12 protein-coding genes are annotated in these 18,975 nt (G+C 60.8%); 4 read left to right on the top strand and 8 right to left on the bottom strand.

Going from position 1 to position 18,975, the window contains the following annotated elements:
• Positions 1–122: 122 nt before the first annotated feature.
• The gene (locus tag CLV41_RS17035; protein WP_103223616.1) at positions 123–3,806 is read right to left on the bottom strand and encodes a vitamin B12-dependent ribonucleotide reductase; all 3,684 of its coding nucleotides are present in this window, start codon (positions 3,804–3,806) and stop codon (positions 123–125) included.
• A 745-nt stretch (positions 3,807–4,551) separates the two neighbouring features.
• Here CLV41_RS17035 and CLV41_RS17030 point away from each other — a divergent pair.
• Both CLV41_RS17030 and CLV41_RS17025 read left to right on the top strand, forming a co-directional pair.
• Positions 4,552–5,256 (top strand): response regulator, encoded by a 705-nt coding sequence (locus CLV41_RS17030; protein WP_208987555.1) that lies wholly within the window; start codon positions 4,552–4,554, stop codon positions 5,254–5,256.
• Positions 5,257–5,407: 151 nt separating this feature from the next.
• Positions 5,408–5,794 (top strand): NADH:ubiquinone oxidoreductase subunit NDUFA12, encoded by a 387-nt coding sequence (locus CLV41_RS17025; RefSeq protein WP_103223615.1) that lies wholly within the window; start codon positions 5,408–5,410, stop codon positions 5,792–5,794.
• Between the two features lie 378 nt (positions 5,795–6,172).
• Here CLV41_RS17025 and CLV41_RS17020 read toward each other — a convergent pair whose 3' ends face one another.
• The 6 genes from CLV41_RS17020 to CLV41_RS16995 form a co-directional block, all read right to left on the bottom strand.
• Positions 6,173–7,201, bottom strand: coding sequence for a hypothetical protein (locus tag CLV41_RS17020; RefSeq protein ID WP_103223614.1), 1,029 nt, complete (start codon positions 7,199–7,201; stop codon positions 6,173–6,175).
• A 139-nt stretch (positions 7,202–7,340) separates the two neighbouring features.
• Positions 7,341–8,033, bottom strand: a complete 693-nt coding sequence (aat, locus tag CLV41_RS17015; RefSeq protein ID WP_103223613.1) for a leucyl/phenylalanyl-tRNA--protein transferase — start codon at positions 8,031–8,033, stop codon at positions 7,341–7,343.
• A gap of 48 nt (positions 8,034–8,081) precedes the next feature.
• On the bottom strand, positions 8,082–9,428 hold the full coding sequence (gene accC / locus CLV41_RS17010) for an acetyl-CoA carboxylase biotin carboxylase subunit (RefSeq protein ID WP_103223612.1): 1,347 nt from the start codon (positions 9,426–9,428) through the stop codon (positions 8,082–8,084).
• Between the two features lie 16 nt (positions 9,429–9,444).
• The gene (gene accB / locus CLV41_RS17005; protein WP_103223611.1) at positions 9,445–9,918 is read right to left on the bottom strand and encodes an acetyl-CoA carboxylase biotin carboxyl carrier protein; all 474 of its coding nucleotides are present in this window, start codon (positions 9,916–9,918) and stop codon (positions 9,445–9,447) included.
• Between the two features lie 275 nt (positions 9,919–10,193).
• Positions 10,194–10,982, bottom strand: a complete 789-nt coding sequence (locus CLV41_RS17000) for a DsbA family protein (RefSeq protein WP_103223610.1) — start codon at positions 10,980–10,982, stop codon at positions 10,194–10,196.
• Between the two features lie 165 nt (positions 10,983–11,147).
• Positions 11,148–12,518: a M48 family metalloprotease gene (locus CLV41_RS16995; protein WP_208987554.1), complete on the bottom strand. Its 1,371-nt coding sequence runs from the start codon at positions 12,516–12,518 to the stop codon at positions 11,148–11,150.
• 370 nt (positions 12,519–12,888) lie between these two features.
• Between CLV41_RS16995 and CLV41_RS16990 the strand changes: the two genes are divergently transcribed.
• Positions 12,889–14,052, top strand: a complete 1,164-nt coding sequence (locus tag CLV41_RS16990) for a pyridoxal phosphate-dependent aminotransferase (RefSeq protein ID WP_103223608.1) — start codon at positions 12,889–12,891, stop codon at positions 14,050–14,052.
• Positions 14,053–14,181: 129 nt separating this feature from the next.
• Here CLV41_RS16990 and CLV41_RS16985 read toward each other — a convergent pair whose 3' ends face one another.
• Complete coding sequence (locus CLV41_RS16985; RefSeq protein ID WP_103223607.1) at positions 14,182–16,965, bottom strand: Rne/Rng family ribonuclease; 2,784 nt, start codon at positions 16,963–16,965, stop codon at positions 14,182–14,184.
• Positions 16,966–17,654: 689 nt separating this feature from the next.
• Between CLV41_RS16985 and CLV41_RS16980 the strand changes: the two genes are divergently transcribed.
• On the top strand, positions 17,655–18,932 hold the full coding sequence (locus tag CLV41_RS16980; RefSeq protein ID WP_103223641.1) for an N-acetylmuramoyl-L-alanine amidase: 1,278 nt from the start codon (positions 17,655–17,657) through the stop codon (positions 18,930–18,932).
• Positions 18,933–18,975: the final 43 nt, after the last annotated feature.

The raw sequence follows: 18,975 nt of genomic DNA, 5'->3' as shown, positions 1-18,975 counted from the left end.
TTCGTTATGTTCTCTGAAGTCCGTCCGGACGCTCGTGAGCGTCCGGATTTTCTCTTTCTGAGCCGCTTATTGACCTAAATTGGCCATCCTATGCGACTCGGGACACTCACTAAAGCCAGTCCTCAGCTACACCCGCTCGTACCACCGCAGGTGTCGCACTTCAGACACGTCCCGTTGCGGACCATTGTGAAGTTGCCGCATTCGGAGCAGCTTTCGCCTTCATAGCCTTTCATGCGGGCCTGGGCGATCTGCTGGGCCGCGGAGTTGGGCTGCTGGGCCGGGGTGGTGGAGATTTCGACCGCCGCGGCGGCTTCCGAGCCGCGGGCGAAGGCCGTGGCGACGGCGGAGACCTGGGCAGCGGGGGAGCTTGCCGTCTGGGCCGAGATCGCCTGGGTCGCCTCGCCGGCGGGGTCGCCGCTGGCGACAAGACGGAAGCGCTCGGTCTGGCCGCGGACGAGGCCGTGCGAGACCACCTGGCCGCCGCCCTGATCGCGGCCCTCGTTCGGGCCCTTGCTCATGGCCGTGTTGCCGATGGCTTCCGGCGGCACATGGGCCAGGTCGTGGCGGCCAAGATAGGAAACGGCCAGCTCGCGGAAGATGTAGTCGAGGATCGACGTGGCGTTCTTGATCGCCTCGTTGCCCTGGACCATGCCCGCCGGTTCGAAGCGGGTGAAGGTGAAGGCATCGACATATTCTTCCAGCGGCACGCCGTATTGCAGGCCGAGCGAGATGGCGATGGCGAAGTTGTTCATCAACGAGCGGAAAGCGGCGCCTTCCTTGTGCATGTCGATGAAGATCTCGCCGAGGCGGCCGTCCTGGTATTCGCCGGTGGTGAGATAGACCTTGTGGCCGCCGACGCGCGCCTTCTGGGTGTAGCCCTTGCGGCGGTCCGGCATCTTTTCGCGCTCGCGCACGGCCCGTTCGATGATGCGTTCGACGATCCGCTCGGCGACGACCTCGGCGCGCGCGGCCTGCGGCCGGGCGGCGATCTCCTCGGCCGTGTCTTCCAGATCCTCGTCGTCGTCGGCCAGAAGCTGCGAGTTGAGGGGCTGGGAGAGCTTGGAGCCGTCGCGGTAGAGTGCGTTGGCCTTGAGGGCCAGCTTCCAGGACAGCAGATAGGCTTCCTTGCAGTCCTCCACCGTCGCGTCGTTGGGCATGTTGATGGTCTTGGAGATCGCGCCGGAGATGAACGGCTGGGCCGCGGCCATCATGCGGATGTGGCTTTCCACCGACAGGAAGCGCTTGCCGATGCGGCCGCACGGGTTGGCGCAGTCGAAGACCGGGTAGTGCTCTTCCTTGAGGAAGGGGGCGCCTTCCAGGGTCATCGCGCCGCACACATGAGTGTTGGCGGCTTCGATTTCCGACTTGGAGAAGCCGAGGAAGGTGAGGAGGTCGAACTCCGGATCGTCCATCTGCTCGGCGGAAACGCCGAGGCTTTTGAGCTGCTCGTCGCCGAGCGTCCAGCGGTTGAAGACGAACTTGATGTCGAAGGCCGACTTCATGCCGTCCTTCAGTTTGGTCAGGCTTTCGTCGGTGAAGCCCTTGGCTTTCAGCGCCGCAGGGTTGATGCCGGGGGCCTGATCGATGGAGCCGAGGCCGACCGCATAGGCCTCGATCTCGCCGATCTGACTTTCCGAATAGCCGAGCTTGCCGAGGGCCTCGGGAACGGCGTTGTTGATGATCTTGAAATAGCCGCCGCCGGCCAGCTTCTTGAACTTCACCAGGGCGAAGTCCGGTTCGATGCCGGTCGTGTCGCAGTCCATGACCAGACCGATGGTGCCGGTCGGGGCGATCACGGTGGACTGGGCGTTGCGGAAGCCGTTCTGTTCGCCGAGTTGCAGCGCGCGGTCCCAGGCCTTCTTGGCCCGTTCCACGATCGCCTTGTCCGGGCAGTTGGCATGGTCGAGCGAAACCGGGTTGGTGTGCAGGTCCTCATAGCCGTTCGCCTCGCCATAGGCGGCGCGGCGATGGTTGCGGATGACCTTGAGCATATGTTTGGCGTTTTTCTTGTAACCGGGGAAGGAGCCGAGTTCGCCGGCCATTTCCGCCGAGGTCGCATAGGCAACGCCGGTCATGACGGCTGTCAGCGCACCGCAAAGGGCGCGGCCTTCGTCGCTGTCGTAGGGAATGCCGGAGGTCATCAGCAGGCCGCCGATATTAGCGTAGCCGAGGCCGAGGGTGCGGAACTTGTAGGACAGTTCGGCGATTTCCTTCGACGGGAACTGCGCCATCAGCACCGAGATTTCCAGAACGACGGTCCACAGGCGGACGGCGTGTTCGTAGTTGTCGATGTCGAAGGAGCGGTCTTCCCTGCGGAACTGCATCAGGTTCAGCGAGGCCAGGTTGCAGGCGGTGTCGTCCAGGAACATGTATTCCGAGCACGGGTTGGACGCGCGGATTTCACCGTCGGCAAGGCAGGTGTGCCAGTCGTTGATGGTGGTGTGATACTGCAGGCCCGGATCTGCGGAAGCCCAGGCGGCATAGCCGATCTGTTCCCACAGGTCCTTCGCCTTGACGGTTTTCAGCGTCTCGCCGGTGCGGCGGGCGGTCAGATCCCAGGTGCCGTCCTCGACGACGGCATTGAGGAAACCGTCGGTGATGCGCACGGAGTTGTTGGAGTTCTGGCCGGCGACCGTGAGATAGGCTTCCGAATCCCAGTCGGTGTCGTAGACCGGGAATTCGATCTTGGTGAAGCCCTGGCGGGCGAACTGGATGACGCGCTGGATATAGTTCTCCGGCACCATCATCTTTTTCGCGGCGCGGATCTCACGCTTCAACGCGGGGTTCTTGGCCGGATCGAAACATTCGCCGTTGTCGGCCTCGCAATTGATGCAGGCGCGCATGATGGCGCTGAGGTGTTTCTGGCAGACGCGCGAACCGGTGACGAGGGCCGCGACCTTCTGCTCTTCCTTGACCTTCCAGTTGATGTATTCCTCGATGTCGGGATGGTCGACATCGACGACGACCATCTTGGCCGCGCGGCGGGTGGTGCCGCCGGACTTGATGGCGCCGGCCGCCCGGTCGCCGATCTTCAGGAAGCTCATCAGGCCGGAGGACTTGCCGCCGCCGGACAGCCGTTCGCCCGCCGCCCGCACATGGGAGAAGTTGGAGCCGGTTCCCGAGCCGTATTTGAACAGGCGCGCCTCACGCACCCAAAGGTCCATGATGCCACCTTCGTTCACCAGGTCGTCGCCGACGGACTGGATGAAGCAGGCATGGGGCTGGGGATGCTCGTAGGCGGTCTTGGACTTGGTCAGGCGGCCGGTCTGGTAGTCGACATAGAAATGACCCTGGCTCGGGCCGTCGATGCCATAGGCCCAGTGCAGGCCGGTGTTGAACCACTGCGGGGAGTTCGGCGCCACCTTCTGGGTCGCCAGCATGAAGCGGAGTTCGTCATAGAAAGCGTGGGCGTCGGCTTCGCCGTCGAAGTAGCCGCCCTTCCAGCCCCAGTAGGTCCAGGTGCCGGCCAGGCGGTCGAAGACCTGGCAGCCGTCGATCTCGGAACCGTAGCGCTCGTCTTCGGGAAGGTCTTCTAGGGCGGCTTCGTCGGCCTCGTGGCGCCAGAGCCAGGACGGGACGGTGTTTTCCTCAACCGCCTTCAGCCTTGCCGGGACGCCGGCCTTGCGGAAATATTTCTGTGCCAGGATATCGGCCGCGACCTGGGAAAACTGGGCCGGGACCTTGATATCGGCCAGGCGGAAGACAACCGATCCATCCGGATTCCGGATCTCGCTTGTGGCCGTGCGAAATTCTATGGTGGCGTAAGGCGATTGGCCGTCCTTGGTATAGCGCCGCTCGATCCGCATTCTCTAAGTCCCCTTGTATCGCGTGCCGGTTCTGCCCGAACCGGACTTCTCGTCCGCATCACATCCGGCCCGGCGTCGCCGCCTGCCTCCCGGTCAACGGATGCCCAATCGGAATCGATCGTTCATCCAGAATCTGACCGGCTCAAAAGTGTCTGGAGCCTCTTGTCCGCGTTCAAGTGAACGCCGGATGCTCCAGAGCCGGATGCCGCCTTGTCATTTCCAGGCTCTGAGCCTGTATGTAGCGTATCTGATTTTCTGGTCCACTATATATAGTGTTATTCAACAGGTTTGTCACGATGTTGGACGCAGAAACCGGCGCAAAGATGCCCGCCCTCCGGCTTAAGGCTGAAAAGCCGGAAGTGGGTACGCTGACACTTACTTTCTGGATGACCGGAGCGCCCGGAAGGGCCCCGCCTACGCACATCGCAATGATAGTGAAACTAATGTAAACGAATTCTTAAGGTCAAGGCATGTGTGACAACAGCTTGTGCTCACGTCGTAGGCAAACGCAAAATCTTGTGTGCGAATGTGGATAGTGGGGAGGGCGCGGGACAAGCGCATTCAACAGGAATTTAGCGCTTGCTTTCCCGGCAAAGCAGTGCCGCCCGCCCGGGCGGCCGTTTCTGTGGATGAGAATGCGCGGGGTTTTATGAAAATTTGAAGAAAATGGCCGGGATTGATTTCAACGGGGTTTAAGCCGGGTCTGGTTTAGTGCGGGCAGGACAGGGACAGGGACCCGCATTTCATGAAGCATCATGCCGCCTTCGGGCTTTCGATGGAAGACATCGACGCGGTTGTCGTGGAAGACAGCAAGCCGATGCAAACGATTCTGAGATCGATTCTCCTCAGCTTCAAGGTTGCGCGTGTGCGGGTGTTCGATTCGGCCGACGATGCGCTGGAGGCCAGCCTCGCCGAACCGCCCAATGTGATTCTCACCGACTGGCGCATGGAGCCGACATCGGGATACCAGTTCCTGCGTCTCGTGCGGCACCGCCACATGGAACCGCTTTGTTACGTGCCGATTCTCTTCGTCACCGCGCATGGCACCCGGCCGCTGGTGGACAAGGCGCTGCGCGCGGGCGCGCATCATGTGCTGGTCAAGCCGGTTTCCCCGTCGACGCTGCACAAGCGGCTGACGTGGATCCTGAGCGACGACCGGCCGATGACCTTGGAGCATTCCGGCTTCTACAACATCTACGGTATCCACAAGACCCTGGATGCACAGGCGGAGAAGCTGCAGTCCCTGGCCGGTGCGCGTCTCCACCACAGGGTCGCGACTCAAAAGCGCGCCGAAGTGGAAGGAGCGGTCCAAGCGGCTTTTGACAAGAAGACGGACCGCGGTCCTGACTTCGCGGGCGTGAAGAAGGAAGAGCCGAAACGGCATTCGGCGGCGGCAAAGCACATCCGCGACGCGGGATTCGCGGCGGTCAAGGGCGCCAAGGTTCACTGAGTTCGAGCCCGCCCGCCGTTTTATCCTCAATTGTAGGATCCCCGAACTAGACAGAGGCGTCCGTTATCGCCATAGTCCGCCGAAATCCGGCATCCTTGTTCAATGGTTTCCGGAGTTCGACAATCTGTCATCAAGGGACCTTTTGAGGGCCATGAAAACTCTGCTGCTTGAATTGTTCACCTGGTGGAACGGCCAGACCATGGGCACCCGTTTCTTCACGTGGCGCAAGGGTGAGTTCGTCGGGGAAGACGAGCTCGGCAACAAATATTACAAGGAACGCGCGGGCAAGAAGCGCTGGGTGATCTATAAGAACCTTGCGGAGGCTTCCACCATTCCTCCGGGCTGGCACGGCTGGATGCACCACCGGGTCGACACGCCGCCCGTCGATGAAACCTATCACGCCAAACACTGGCAGAAGCCGCATGAGCCGAACTATACCGGCACGCCGCAGGCCTACCGTCCGCACGGCTCGATCCTGACACCGGAAAAACGTCCGGAGGTCAGCGGCGACTACGAGGCCTGGACACCGGGCAACTGAGGCAAGGCGGTTTTCCCGCGACCCATCGGGTTCATCCAGTCAATACCTGTTCGAAAGCCTCGCATTCGCGGGGCTTTTGTTTTTTGCGCCATGCGCGGAGGTTAGCGTGACCGCTTATACCAACCTCAATAAATAAGAACCTATTTGACCGCGACTGGAGCCTGTTCCGCGAGGAGCGTGTTGCAGGGCGATGTGGGACATCGGCCAAGACGCGCGACGTGGCGGAACAGGTTCCAGTCGCGGCCTTCGGTGGCTTTTTCCAGCCCGCCGGACAGCGTTGCGCTGCTTGAACGGCCAAGCAGGCCGTTCTGTGCAACGCGCCTTGCCGGCAGACAGGAAAATCGCCATCAAATGGGTTCCTATTTATTGAGGTTGGTATTACTTGCTCACGCTTTTGGCCGATGCCGGCTGGGCGCCGAACAGGGTGCTGGCGGCGGAGATCATCCGGTTCAGGATCAGGATTACCAGGGACGTGCTGTAGCCGAGCACGAACGGCATGATCAGCAGGAGTGACTGGTTGGTGAAGGCAATCTCGGAGCGTGTGGGAACGGTGGTCCTGTTGAGGGCGGAATTGCTGAGGCTCTTCACGAAACTGAGGAACTCGTGGAACCCGAAGGGCAGGGTGAAGAACAGCGCGAAGAGGGCGCCCAGAACGATCCGTTGAACGATCAGTCTGGTATCGGAAATGTCGAAAGTGATGTCGCTTGTAACCGAGATGGCGTTGAAGCCGATAAAGGCCGCCGACCCGATCGCGCCGAGGGACATCAGCCAGAGCAGGAAAAACAGCACCATCAGGGCGACATTGACCCCTTTGCTGTAAAGCGTCACCTCGGCCATGAGGACTGACAGGATCATCGATCCGATGGAGACGGCAACCAGCCACACCGCGATTCTGGGAAGAAAGTCCGGCATCTGGGACACGAGGAACCGTTTGCGGTTGGTGTCGGTGAGGAGCGCGAACAGGACCTGGGTTTTCTTCTCCACCGCCTGCCATTCGTCATCGGAGGGAGGGCGGCCCTTGTCGGTCGCGCCGTCAGCTTTCAGGCAATTGAGTTCTCCCAGAGAGAAATTCTCGGGCAGGGTGGTCGCCTCGCGGATCAGAAAGGAATGCAGACCGCGCAAGGTCGCCAGGTCCTTGTTGAATTTCTGGTCGCCGATGGTGTGGATCGGGTCTGCGCGCCGGTCCGGTGCGTCAAAGCTCCTGGTGGATCTTGTCCCTTTTCCGGGCTCCGCGGGCAGGCCTGGCCGATCGTCCGATCCGCTCCCGTAAGAGGCGTCCCTTTGGGTTTGTTCAGGAGTGGCAGGCGTCATTTCCGTATGGCCCAGGAGTTCTTCCGGCAAAACGGTTCCCTGCCTGGATTTACCCGGACCCGCCTTGGTGCCGCTTTCCTTGACTTCCTCTGACATGCCCGATCCTGACGAACGTGGTGTTACGCAGGGGAATGCTAGCAAGAAACGAATCGGGTAGCAATCGCAACCGGCTTGCAGCTCATGGTAGCGTCAGTGGCTCGCGGAATTCGCTAAGGGCATACGGCCGATGGCGTCTTCAATCTGTGGCGTGGCGTGCTTTCCAGTTGTCCAGCACGGTGAGGACTTCCTGGCCGCGGGCCTGCAGTGACAGGGCATAAAAGTCGGTCTCGAGTTTCAAGGCGTCGGAGAGCTGCTTGTTGTAGTCGGCCTGGGAGACTTCCCGCGTACCGAATTTGCTCAGGTGATCGGTCACGAATTGCGTGTCGAGCAGGCAATAGCCGCCAGCGATCAGTCTTGCGACCAGATGAGCCAGGCAGACTTTCGACGCGTCCGTGCGGAAGGTGAACATGCTTTCACCGAAGAAAGCTCCGTTCAGGCTGACGCCGTAGAGGCCTCCGACAAGTTCACCGTCCTGCCAGGCTTCCACCGTGTGGCAGTAGCCCATATCGAAGAGTTCACCGTAAAGGCGGCGGATTTCGCGGTTGATCCAGGTTTTCTGGCGTCCGGGCATGGGTTCGGCGCAGCCATCGATAATGCCCTGAAAGTCGGTGCTGACACGGACTTCGAAGACATCGTTGCGGATGGTGCGCCTGAGACGCCGGGGCATGTGAAAATCGTCAAACGGGAGAATGCCGCGATGTTCCGGTTCCAGCCAGAAAAGGCCCGGATCATCGGCGGACTCGGCCATGGGAAACAGGCCGCAGGCGTAGGCTTTCAAAAGCACCTGCGGCGTGATTTCCATCACGATGTCATCTTTGTATCCAGCCATGGGGCCTCACAGTCCGCCCGGCTCGGGCGTGCCCTTGCCGAAATCCGGTCAGCTTGACTTCTTGGCCAGGTATTTTTCCAGCCAGTGAATGTCGTACTGACCGTTTGCTATATCCTGATTGTCCACCAAATCGCGGAAAAGCGGAATAGTCGACTTGATTTCGTCAACGACAAATTCATCCAGGCAGCGGCGCAGGCGCATCATGCATTCCACGCGGTTGCGGCCGTGCACGATGAGCTTGCCGATGAGGCTGTCGTAATAGGGCGGGATCTTGTAGCCCTGATAGACGCCGGAATCGACCCGCACGCCAAGTCCGCCGGGCGTATGGTAATAGGTGATGGTGCCCGGCGAGGGGGCGAAGGTGACGGGGTCTTCCGCGTTGATCCGGCATTCGATGGCGTGACCGTCGAACCGGATGTCCTCTTGGACCATGTCCAGAGTTCCGCCGGCTGCGATCCGGATCTGTTCGTTGACAAGGTCGATGCCGGTGATCATTTCGGTGACCGGATGCTCCACCTGGAGGCGGGTGTTCATCTCGATGAAATAGAATTCGCCGTTTTCGTAGAGAAACTCCACCGTGCCGACACCGCGATATTTCAGCTTGCGCATGGCGCTGGCGACGATCTCTCCGATTTCGTTGCGCTGGTCGGCGTTCAGGGACGGCGAGGGTGCTTCTTCGAGAATCTTCTGGTGACGGCGTTGCAGGGAGCAGTCCCGTTCACCCAGATGCACCGCATTGCCCTTGCCGTCGCCCAGGACCTGGATCTCGATATGGCGGGGCTGACTGAGATATTTTTCCATATAGAGGGCATCGTCGCCGAACGCCGCCTTGGCTTCCGAGCGCGCCGTGGAAAGGGCCGAGTCGAGGTCAGCTTCCGTCCTTGCGACCTTCATGCCGCGGCCGCCGCCGCCGGCGGCGGCCTTGACCAGAACCGGATAGCCGATTTCCCGGGCGATCGCGTGGGCGTCGTCCTGCGGGGTGACCGCTCCGTCGGAGCCGGGAACAACCGGTATTCCAAGGTCAATGGCGGTCTTCTTGGCTTGGATCTTGTCGCCCATGATGCGGATATGTTCAGCGGTCGGTCCGATGAATTCGATATTGTGGGCTTCCAGAATCTCCGCGAAACGGGCGTTCTCGGATAAAAAGCCGTATCCCGGGTGAACCGCGTCGGCGCCCGTGATCTCGCAGGCCGCCAGAAGCTGCGGAATGTTCAGGTAACTATCGCGTGCCGCGGGCGGCCCGATGCAGACGCTTTCGTCGGCCAGACGCACATGCATGGCGTCGGCGTCCGCGGTGGAATGGACAGCCACGGTCGAAATGCCGAGCTCCTTGCAGGCACGCAGGATGCGCAGGGCAATTTCGCCGCGATTGGCGATGAGGATTTTCGAAAACATGGCCACGGCGGCTCCCTTATTCGACGATAATGAGCGGTTCGCCGAATTCCACCGGCTGGGCGTCGTCCACCAGGATCTGTTTGACGGTTCCTGCCTTCGTGGTGGGAATGTGGTTCATGGTCTTCATGGCTTCGATGATCAGGATCGACTGGCCTTCGCTCACCTTGTCGCCAACCTGGATAAACGGGGCGGCTCCCGGTTCGGGAGAAAGATATGCCGTGCCCACCATTGGCGAGGTGACGGTTCCGGGATGGGGCGCCGAGTCCGCAGAAGGCGCTGTTGCCGCGGCGGCCGGTGCAACGGGGGCCGCCGCCGCAGGCGCCATGGCGGGAGCCATCATGTTGACAGGGGCATTGACCGACATCTGGCGGGCGACGCGAATGCGCGTATCGCCTTGTTCCAATTCGATCTCTGACAGATTAGTCTCATCCAGAAGGATGGCGAGATCCCGGATCATGGCCGTGTCGAATTTCTTGTTATCATTACGCATATCGTTTGGCTCTCGTACTCGGTCCGCAAGGAGCGCATGGACCGGATCAACAGGGTGGATCGTTCCATCCGAGCGATCCGGTTCCGCTTAAACCGGTTTGCACTTGCGCTATTTGCACCGCCGATAAAAGCGGACAAAGGGTTGTGGCCCGCGACCGTCCCGGACACGAGCCACGCTTCTTATAAGGATTGAATCGGATCAGGAAAACCCCCGATTTCCCCTCGACATGGCGGAAGTCCCGTTTCCAACAGCCTTGAGTCTGTCAGGACCGGGGGTCAGCAGGTCGTCTCACCGCAATTCTTCATCGCGTCAATTTTTTCGCGCAGTTGATCAAAGCCGACGGCGCCCATGACAACTTCATTGCCGACAACGTAGGACGGTGTTCCGGTAAGTCCGAGGCGGTTGGCGATCGAATAGACCTCCTCGATTGTCTGACCGGCCTCGTCGGTTTCCATCGCCGCCAGGAGAGCGTCTTCCCTGATACCGGTAGCGGTGGCGGCCGCAAGAGCGCTTGCCCGGTTTGCCTGGCTGCGGCCGAGAAGCAGTGCCTCGTGAAATTCGGCGTATTTGTCAGGCGCCACTGAATTGACCGCGACGGCGACCTGGGCGGCTTCCACCGATCCCTGACCGAGGACCGGGAATTCCTTGAGGACGATTTTCAGGTCGGGATACTGTTCGATCAGACGCGCCATGTCGGCGTGCGCGCGCTTGCAGTAGCCGCAGTTGTAGTCGAAGAATTCCACCAGCGTCATGGAACCTTTCGGATTGCCGAGAACAACCTGACGGGAAGAGTTGAAGAGAACGTCCGCGCTGTCGCTCAACGCCTGCAGGCGGGCGGATTCCTCAGCTTCCTTCTCGCGGCGGTCCAGCTCCGTCAAAGCTTCGGCGATGACTTCGGGATTTTGAAGAAGATATTCCCGGACGATTTTTTCAATTTCGCCGCGATTGACGTCCTGTGCCGCAGCGGAGCCGGCGATCATGGCCAACACAAGGGCAGTGGCGGAGAGGAGGCGCAGCAATGCGGGCGGGCATATTTGCCGGCTAAAACTGGTGATGTAGGTCATATGGGGCTCCCTGGACCAACCCGCTGTCATGTGGCGTCACATGCGGCAAAGAAGTCGATCGATTCCAAATTGTTGGAGCATCCGGTCTGCGTTCGTCAGATCGCGGGTTGCTCCAGGCAAAAACGTCATGGCCATTCGGTCTTGCCACCATGCGTGTCACAGGTGTTAGCGGCCATTCGGCAGATCTGGTGGTTTGTACGCTACAATGTCGTCGGCTTGAAGCCATGCGGGCGATCCGCGCTTCAAACTTTTTTGAGCGCGGGCCGCGTAGCGCTGTGCCGCTTGAAAATCTCCGCTGACCATCAGACCCTTCGCCGTTGCCAAATCGGCTTCGGCCCGTTCCCCCTGGCGCCCGTGGGCAATCGCCAGCTGGCTGTAGGCCACGCCCGAGTTCGGGTCTCTGTGAATGGCCTGTTTCAGGATACGCTCCGCTTCGGGAAGATAGGACGGCTCATTGGCGCCGACCAGCGCATATCCGAGCCAGACGAGAAACTGCGGTTCGTCGGGCTTGAAGGACAGGGCCTTGCGGAACGGCGCGACCGCGGCTTTCGGGTCGCCGCCTTCCAGCAGCGCCTGGCCCTTGAGTTCGTAGTAATAGGGATTGTTCGGCTGCGTGCGGATCAGCGCGTCGATCTCGTTCACAGCTCCCTTGCCACGGCTTTTCATGGCCGCGATCGCCCGCGCATATTGCGCCGCGGGGCTTTTGTCGCTGCGCGGATAGGCCCGCAAGGTGGCCGAGGGATGGCTGGTGAAGGCGAACAGCTTCGCACGGACCTGGTCGTGCCGATATTGCAGGACGTAGTCTTCCGGCTGGTTGAAATATTTCGACTTCTGAGCCTCATTCAAAAGGCCGTTATAGCGTTCCTGCGCCATAGGGTGGCTCTGGGCGTAGGGGTCGGCGAACTTGCGTGAGAACAGCTGCTGTTCGGACATGCGCTGGAAGTTTTTCAGCATCCCACGGGCACTCTGGCCGGTCGCATCGAGATATTTGAGCGCCGCCCTGTCCGCGGAGGCTTCCTCACCGCGCTGGTAGGCGAGCAGGGACCTTTGCCCCACCGAACCTGACCCGAGAATGGCGGCGGCGCCCCCGGAGGCGGCCTGGCCCGACCCGGCAGCGGCGCCGGCGGCGGCGGCGCCCGCGCCCAGGATCATGCCGATCACGGCGACGATCTGGGCATTGGCCGCGGCCGAGCGCAGCCGCACGAGATGCCGTCCGGCGATATGGCCGGATTCATGGGCAATCACGCCAATGACTTCTCCCGGCGTTTCCGCTTCGAGCAAGACGCCTATATTGATGAACATGCGGCGCGAGTCCGGAACGAAGGCGTTGAAAGTTTTTTCGTTGACCAGAATGATCTGCGGTTCGGAATTGGCGATTCCCGCCACCTTGAACACCGGCTTGGCGTAATCCTTCAAGAGCGCCTCGGCTTCCGCGTCGCGGACCAGCGGCAGGTTTCCGCGCTGTGCCTGTGCCGGGGCAGCGGCCAGGGGCAGAAGAAAGGTAACCGAACAGGCAAGGGCAACAGCCCTGCGCATCAGCCGCATTCCGGAGCTTCTTTCAGGCAGGACGAAAAAGGGCACGAAACGCGGCAAGTCGCATACCTCCGAAGCGTAACAGCAAATCGATCTCCACATTCATCCTCCCGATTCAGCCCTACTCAGGCGCATGCCTACTCAGACGCATGAATGTGTGGCGAACGTATGGAGCATGGCGGGCCCGGTCAAGAAAAGGTAATGACAAATTAGAGAGGCTTCAAAGAAAGCGTCCTTTCCATGGACGTCGCGGCCAGATTGCATCCTTAGGGAGAATCCGCGATACGAAGGGCCGTGAGCATTCCGATCCAAACCATTTCATCCTCATTTGTGAGTTCGTGACCGAGGTCACTGCCGGAACAAGCAGGTCGCCATGACATCCTCCGCCTTTGTGCCTTCCCGCCGCAGCGACGTTGCCCCTTTCATCGCCATGGACGTTCTGTCCGAGGCCGCGCGGCTCGAAGCGGATGGTCGCAGGATCGTGCATATGGAGGTCGGCCAGCCCTCGGCTCCCGCCCCCAAAGCTGCCCTGGCCGCGGCGGACGAGGCTCTCAGGCACGGCAGGCTCGGTTACACGGAAGCCCTCGGGGTAAAACCGCTTCGCCATGCGCTTGCCCGGCACTACAAGAAGACCTACGGCGTTGAGATTCCGATTGACCGGATCGTGGCGACGACAGGATCATCGGCCGGTTTCAACCTGGCCTTTCTGGCCGCCTTCGATCCGGGCGACCGGGTGGTGCTGACCGCACCTGGATATCCCGCCTACCGCAATATCCTGAAGGTGCTCGGTCTGGTGCCTGTCGAGGTGGAGGTGGGCGCCGAAACCCGCTGGAGCCTCACGCCGGATCATCTGGAAGAGGTTCAAAAGGACGGGCCCGTGAAGGGCGTTCTCGTCGCCAGCCCCGCCAATCCCACCGGCACAATGATGAGCGCGGAGGCGCTGGAAGATCTGATCCGCTACTGCGAGAGCCGGAGGATCTGGTTCATTTCCGACGAAATCTACCATGGTCTTGACTATGCCGGAGAGCAGAAGACGGCGCTTGCGTTTTCCCGCAACGCGATCGTCATCAACAGTTTCTCCAAATATTATTGCATGACCGGCTGGCGGATCGGCTGGATGGTTCTTCCCGAACAGCTGGTCAGGCCGGTGGAGCGCATTGCCCAGAGCCTCTACATTTCGCCGCCGGAGCTATCACAGATCGCGGCAACCGCGGCGCTGGACGCCGTTCAGGAACTTGAGGGCGTCAAGGCAGGCTATGCGGCGAACCGGGCATTGCTGCTGGAGAAGTTGCCGGAAATCGGCCTCGACAGGCTTCTGCCGGTGGACGGCGCTTTCTACATCTATGCCGACATAAGCCGCTTCAGTTCGGACAGCCTGGAATTCGCAAGGCAGATGTTGCATCAGGCCGGTGTCGCGGCAACGCCGGGCGTGGATTTCGACCCGGTGCACGGTCATGAGTTTCTGCGCTTTTCCTTCGCGGGAACTCATGAAGACATGAAAGAAGCGTTGAACCGGCTGTCCGCTTTCCTGAAATAGAGCGTTCGGCAACCAGGTTATCGAAGGCTTTTGACCAGAAGGAAGCGGGAGCGTCTCTCCAGATCAACCTGCTTGACCTTGCAAGCAGGTTGATCTGGATGTTCCTTTGGCAGACTTTTCGGCAGGCGATCAGAAGAAGGACCGGCCCCGCCACCAGCCGGCGCGTTTCGGCTTGTCTTCCTTGTCGTCACCGGACGTTTCGCTGGTGACGACAGGCTCGGCCGGAGCAGAGGGAGCTTCCGCTTCCTGTTCCGGGGCCGCTTCACTGGCGACAGGCTGTTCGGATGTCGGGGTTTCGACAACGATCTTTTCTTCTTCGGACGCATCGGAAGGCTCGGACGCCGTAACATCCTGGTTTTCCGTAGTGTCCGCCTCGATGGTTGAGACCTCTTCCACCGGGCCGGCGGCAGCTTCCGCGTTCACCGCGTCGGAGCCATTTTGCTCAGCCTGAGATTCTGGCGTTGCCGGCTCTCCGGAAGCTGTGGCTTCCTGCGCCGGGGTGGCGTCTACAGCCTCCGCAGCTTCGCCGTTGGAGGCTTCTGCCGAAATTGCGGTGTTCCCGTCCGCTTCGTCTTCACCGTTGAAGTCTCCGCCTTCACCATTCTTGCGGCCCCGGCGTCCGCCGCGGCGGCCCCGGCGGCGCTTGCGGCGCGGTTCGTCATCACCGCCATCTTCCTCGCCGGAGCTGGCTTCCTGCGGCTGGCCGTCTTCGCTTTCCGCGTCGTCGGAGGCGTCCGCCGCCTGCCGGGTGGTATTCGCGGTGTCATTGTTGAAGTCGTTGCCTTCGGGCTGCGTGTCGGATCCGCCCCGCCGGCGCTTGCGACGGCGTTTGCGGCGGCGGTCTCCACCCTCGTCGTCGAGAGCCTGCTCTTCTTCAAGTTCCTCCGGCTGCTCTTCGGTGGGCTCGTCCTCATATTCAATTTCAACGGTGTGGGGCTGGACGATCGGCGACGGTGCGGGGAAGCGTTCCCTGTCCACCAGGTCGCCGCGTTCCAGCACATAGAGCTGGCCGTTGATCGCATCGTCCGCATGAACCCCGATCTCGATCGCGAATCGCGTTTCAAGATCCACCAGGTTCGCGCGCTTCTGGTTCAAAATGTAGAGCGCGACCTGTGTTGTGGTGCGAATGATCAGATTATGGGAAGACCCCTTGAGCAGGTTGTCCTCAATCGAGCGCAGCACATGAAGAGCTATGGATTCCACGGACCTGATCATGCCGGTGCCCTGACAATGCGGGCAGGGGGTGGTGGAGCTTTCCAGAACGCCGGTGCGGATGCGCTGGCGCGACATTTCCAGCAGGCCGAAATGGGAAATCCGGCCGACCTGAATGCGGGCGCGGTCGTTCTTCAGGCAATCCTTCAGCTTGCGCTCGACGGATCTGTTGTTCTTCGACTCTTCCATGTCGATGAAATCGATGACGACAAGGCCGGCCAGATCGCGCAGGCGCAACTGCCGGGTAACCTCTTCAGCCGCTTCCAGGTTTGTCTGCAGCGCCGTGTCTTCAATATTGTGTTCGCGCGTCGACTTGCCCGAGTTCACGTCGATCGAGACCAGAGCCTCGGTCTGGTTGATGACGATGTAACCGCCGGACTTCAGCGTTACCTGTGGCGAGAACATCGCGTCGAGCTGGGGTTCCACGCCAAAGCGGATGAACAGCGGCGAGGGATCGCGGTAGGGCTGGACGTTCTTGGCATGGCTCGGCATGAGCATGCGCATGAAATCCTTGGCCTCGCGGTAGCTTTCGTCGCCGGCAACCAGGACCTCGTTGATGTCCTTGTTATAAAGATCGCGGATCGAGCGTTTGACCAGACTGCCTTCCTCGTAGACGAGGCTTGGAGCGCTGGATTTCAGGGTCAGCTCGCGCACATTTTCCCAAAGCCGCATCAGATATTCGAAATCGCGCTTGATTTCCGCCTTGGTGCGGCTGGCGCCCGCGGTCCGCAGGATGACGCCCATGCCTTCCGGCACTTCCAGTTCGGAAGCGATCTCTTTCAGGCGTTTGCGGTCGGTCGGCTGGGTGATCTTGCGGGAGATGCCGCCGCCGCGAGCGGTGTTCGGCATCAGAACGGAATAACGGCCGGCCAGCGACAGGTAGGTCGTCAGAGCAGCGCCCTTGTTGCCGCGCTCTTCCTTGACCACCTGAACCAGAATGACCTGGCGGCGCTTGATGACTTCCTGGATCTTGTATTGTTTGCGAACCGGTGCGCGACGCTCCGGAACCTCTTCCATGGCGTCTTCCGCACCGACAGATTCGACCGCGTCTTCGTCATTTTCGACGTCGTCGTCGTCTTCTTCGGATTTGCGGCCCCGGCCTCGCCCACGGCCCCGGCCGCGCGCCTTCACCGGGGTGTCATCTTCTTCCTCGTCCGCGTCGTCAGAGGACTGGTTGCCGTCACCGGCGTCCTGGGCGTCGTCGTCTTCGGGAGCCCTGGCGGCAAGGTCTTCCACGGTCGCGTCACCAGACGCTTCACTTGTCGTGTCCGCAGCCGGTTCGCCGGCATCGGCCTGGGCGTCTTCGGGCTCGATCTTTTCGCTGGCGACAGTTTCCGCGCCGTCGTTCCTGGCCGCGCGGGTGCGGCGGCGGCGCTTCGGCTTTTCGTCGGCATCCGCGTCGTCGCGCTGGCGGTCGGCGGCCTCGGCGGCAAGCAACGCTTCCCGGTCCGCGACCGGTATCTGGTAATAGTCCGGATGAATTTCACTGAACGCGAGAAATCCGTGGCGGTTGCCGCCATATTCCACGAACGCCGCCTGAAGCGAGGGTTCGACTCGCGTTACTTTCGCTAAATATATATTCCCGCGAAGTTGCTTCCGGTTCGCTGCCTCAAAGTCGAATTCTTCAACCCGGTTGCCACGCACGACGACGACCCGGGTTTCTTCCGGGTGGCCCGCGTCGATCAGCATTTTGTTTGCCATTATTGAACGTCTCCACGGCAGCGCTGCTTGGCGCGAATCGAAAACGCGCATCGCCCGAAAGGAGGATGGCTGCCGTATTTGTTTTGCTAAGATGGGGAAGGGCGTCTGCGCCCGGCGCGGTCGTATGATCAACGCAAGCGGCCGCATAAGCGGGGACTTGCTTCATGTCGATCATCATGTGCATCGCGCGGGTCCTTCGGGGCAACGCAGGCCCAAGAGTTAAAGTCGTTGTGCCATTTACACCGGCATGCAGGTTGGCTTCGCCGCTACATCTACACCCGGTTCCGGAAAGGGTTCGCTCTCAAGGCCCGCCGCTGACCTCGCTGGGGATCAGCCAATGGAATCAGGCATGATGCTACGAGGCGGGACGGTATCGAAGAGAGGCCGATACCCTGTCCTCTGCAGTCCAGACACTTGAAAAACCGGCAGAACGGCCTCTGTTCTGTCGCTTAAAGGCCTTGGATTGCGATGACGTTGTGGATAGACATCCCATTTCGTCACCTGGGAAGGTATCGGATTCGAACCTAAATCCGTAAGGTACTTTTACGATCCACCGCTCCGCATTGCAAGCAGTGTGACATATGGGAAGCATTTTCCTCTTTGCGCAGATGGCGTATGAGGGAGCGAAAGAGCCTCACCACGGACGGTTTGCGGGCAACATGACCGGTATGATGGAATTGAAAATCGGGATGAAACTGCAGGTTGGCAGGGTATTTGATGCCATTCGCGGGTTCGCCGGGCTGACGGGCGTCCTATTCGCACTATGTGCTCTCGCGTTCACCGTTCACACCGGCGCCGTTCTGGCGGAAGCCGTGACACCTGTCGTGACCGGAGCCAGAGTTGCCGGCGATGAAGGCCGGACCCGATTCGTTCTGGACATGAATACGCAGGTCACGCCCATCATTTCCGGCCTGGCAAATCCGTATCGGCTCATCCTCGACCTGCCGGAAGTATCGTTTTCCATTCCGCAGGAGTCGGGAGAAACGGGACGGGGGCTTATCAGCGACTGGCGTTTCGGACTGTTCGCTCTCGGAAAATCGCGAATCGTCATGGATCTGACCGGACCGGTCAGCGTCGACAAGACCTTCTTTTTGCCCGCCGTGGACGATCAACCAGCGCGGCTCGTCGTGGATCTGGTGCGCTCGTCGCCGCAGGACTTCGCAGCCTTTGTCGAAACGTCCCGATCCGTGCGACCGGCGGATAGCGAAAAGGCCGCCTCCAAGAGCGACAGGCTGACTGCCCCGAAGAACGGCCACAAGCCGCTCGTCGTCCTCGATCCCGGCCATGGCGGGATCGACAACGGCGCCACGAGTGCCGGCGGAACACTGGAAAAGGCGATCGTTCTCGAATTTGCCAAACTCCTGAAAGAAAAACTGGAGGCCAGCGGTCTCTACAATGTGCGCCTCACGCGTGAGGACGACACGTTCATTCCGCTTGGGCGCAGGGTCGAGATCGGTCATGAACTGGCCGCCGATCTATTCATCTCCATTCACGCCGATTCGGTGCGCCGGGGGCGGAAACTGGCCCGAGGTTCGACCGTCTACACCTTGTCGGACAAGGCTTCCGACCAGCTTTCCGCGGAAATCGCGGAATCGGAAAACATGTCCGACGTGATAGCGGGCGTGGATCTGGAGTCGGGACCGGCCGAGGTAACCGATATCCTCCTCGACCTGGCGCGCCGGGAAACCCGGTCCTTTTCGGTGTATTTTGCCAGGACGCTTGTGAGCGAGCTGAAAAGCGCCGTCCGCCTCATCAACAACCCGCACAGATCGGCGGGTTTCCGGGTGCTGAAAGCACATGATGTGCCCTCGGTTCTCGTCGAACTCGGGTACCTTTCGAACGAGCATGACGAGAAACTGCTGATCTCCGACGAGTGGCGCGAGCGCATGGCCAGCGCGGTTACCGAGGCTATTCACGGATTTTTCCGGCCCCGGCTGGCACGCCAGCAGGACACGGCATCTCAGTAAAAATCCTTGTGCCATCACGCAAATCGAAGGTGCGGACCGACAA

It is taken from the genome of Roseibium marinum (assembly GCF_002906165.1).
Classification (GTDB): domain Bacteria; phylum Pseudomonadota; class Alphaproteobacteria; order Rhizobiales; family Stappiaceae; genus Roseibium; species Roseibium marinum.
Note: the sequence above shows the minus strand (reverse complement) of the source record. Positions and strands in the feature narration are given on the sequence as shown.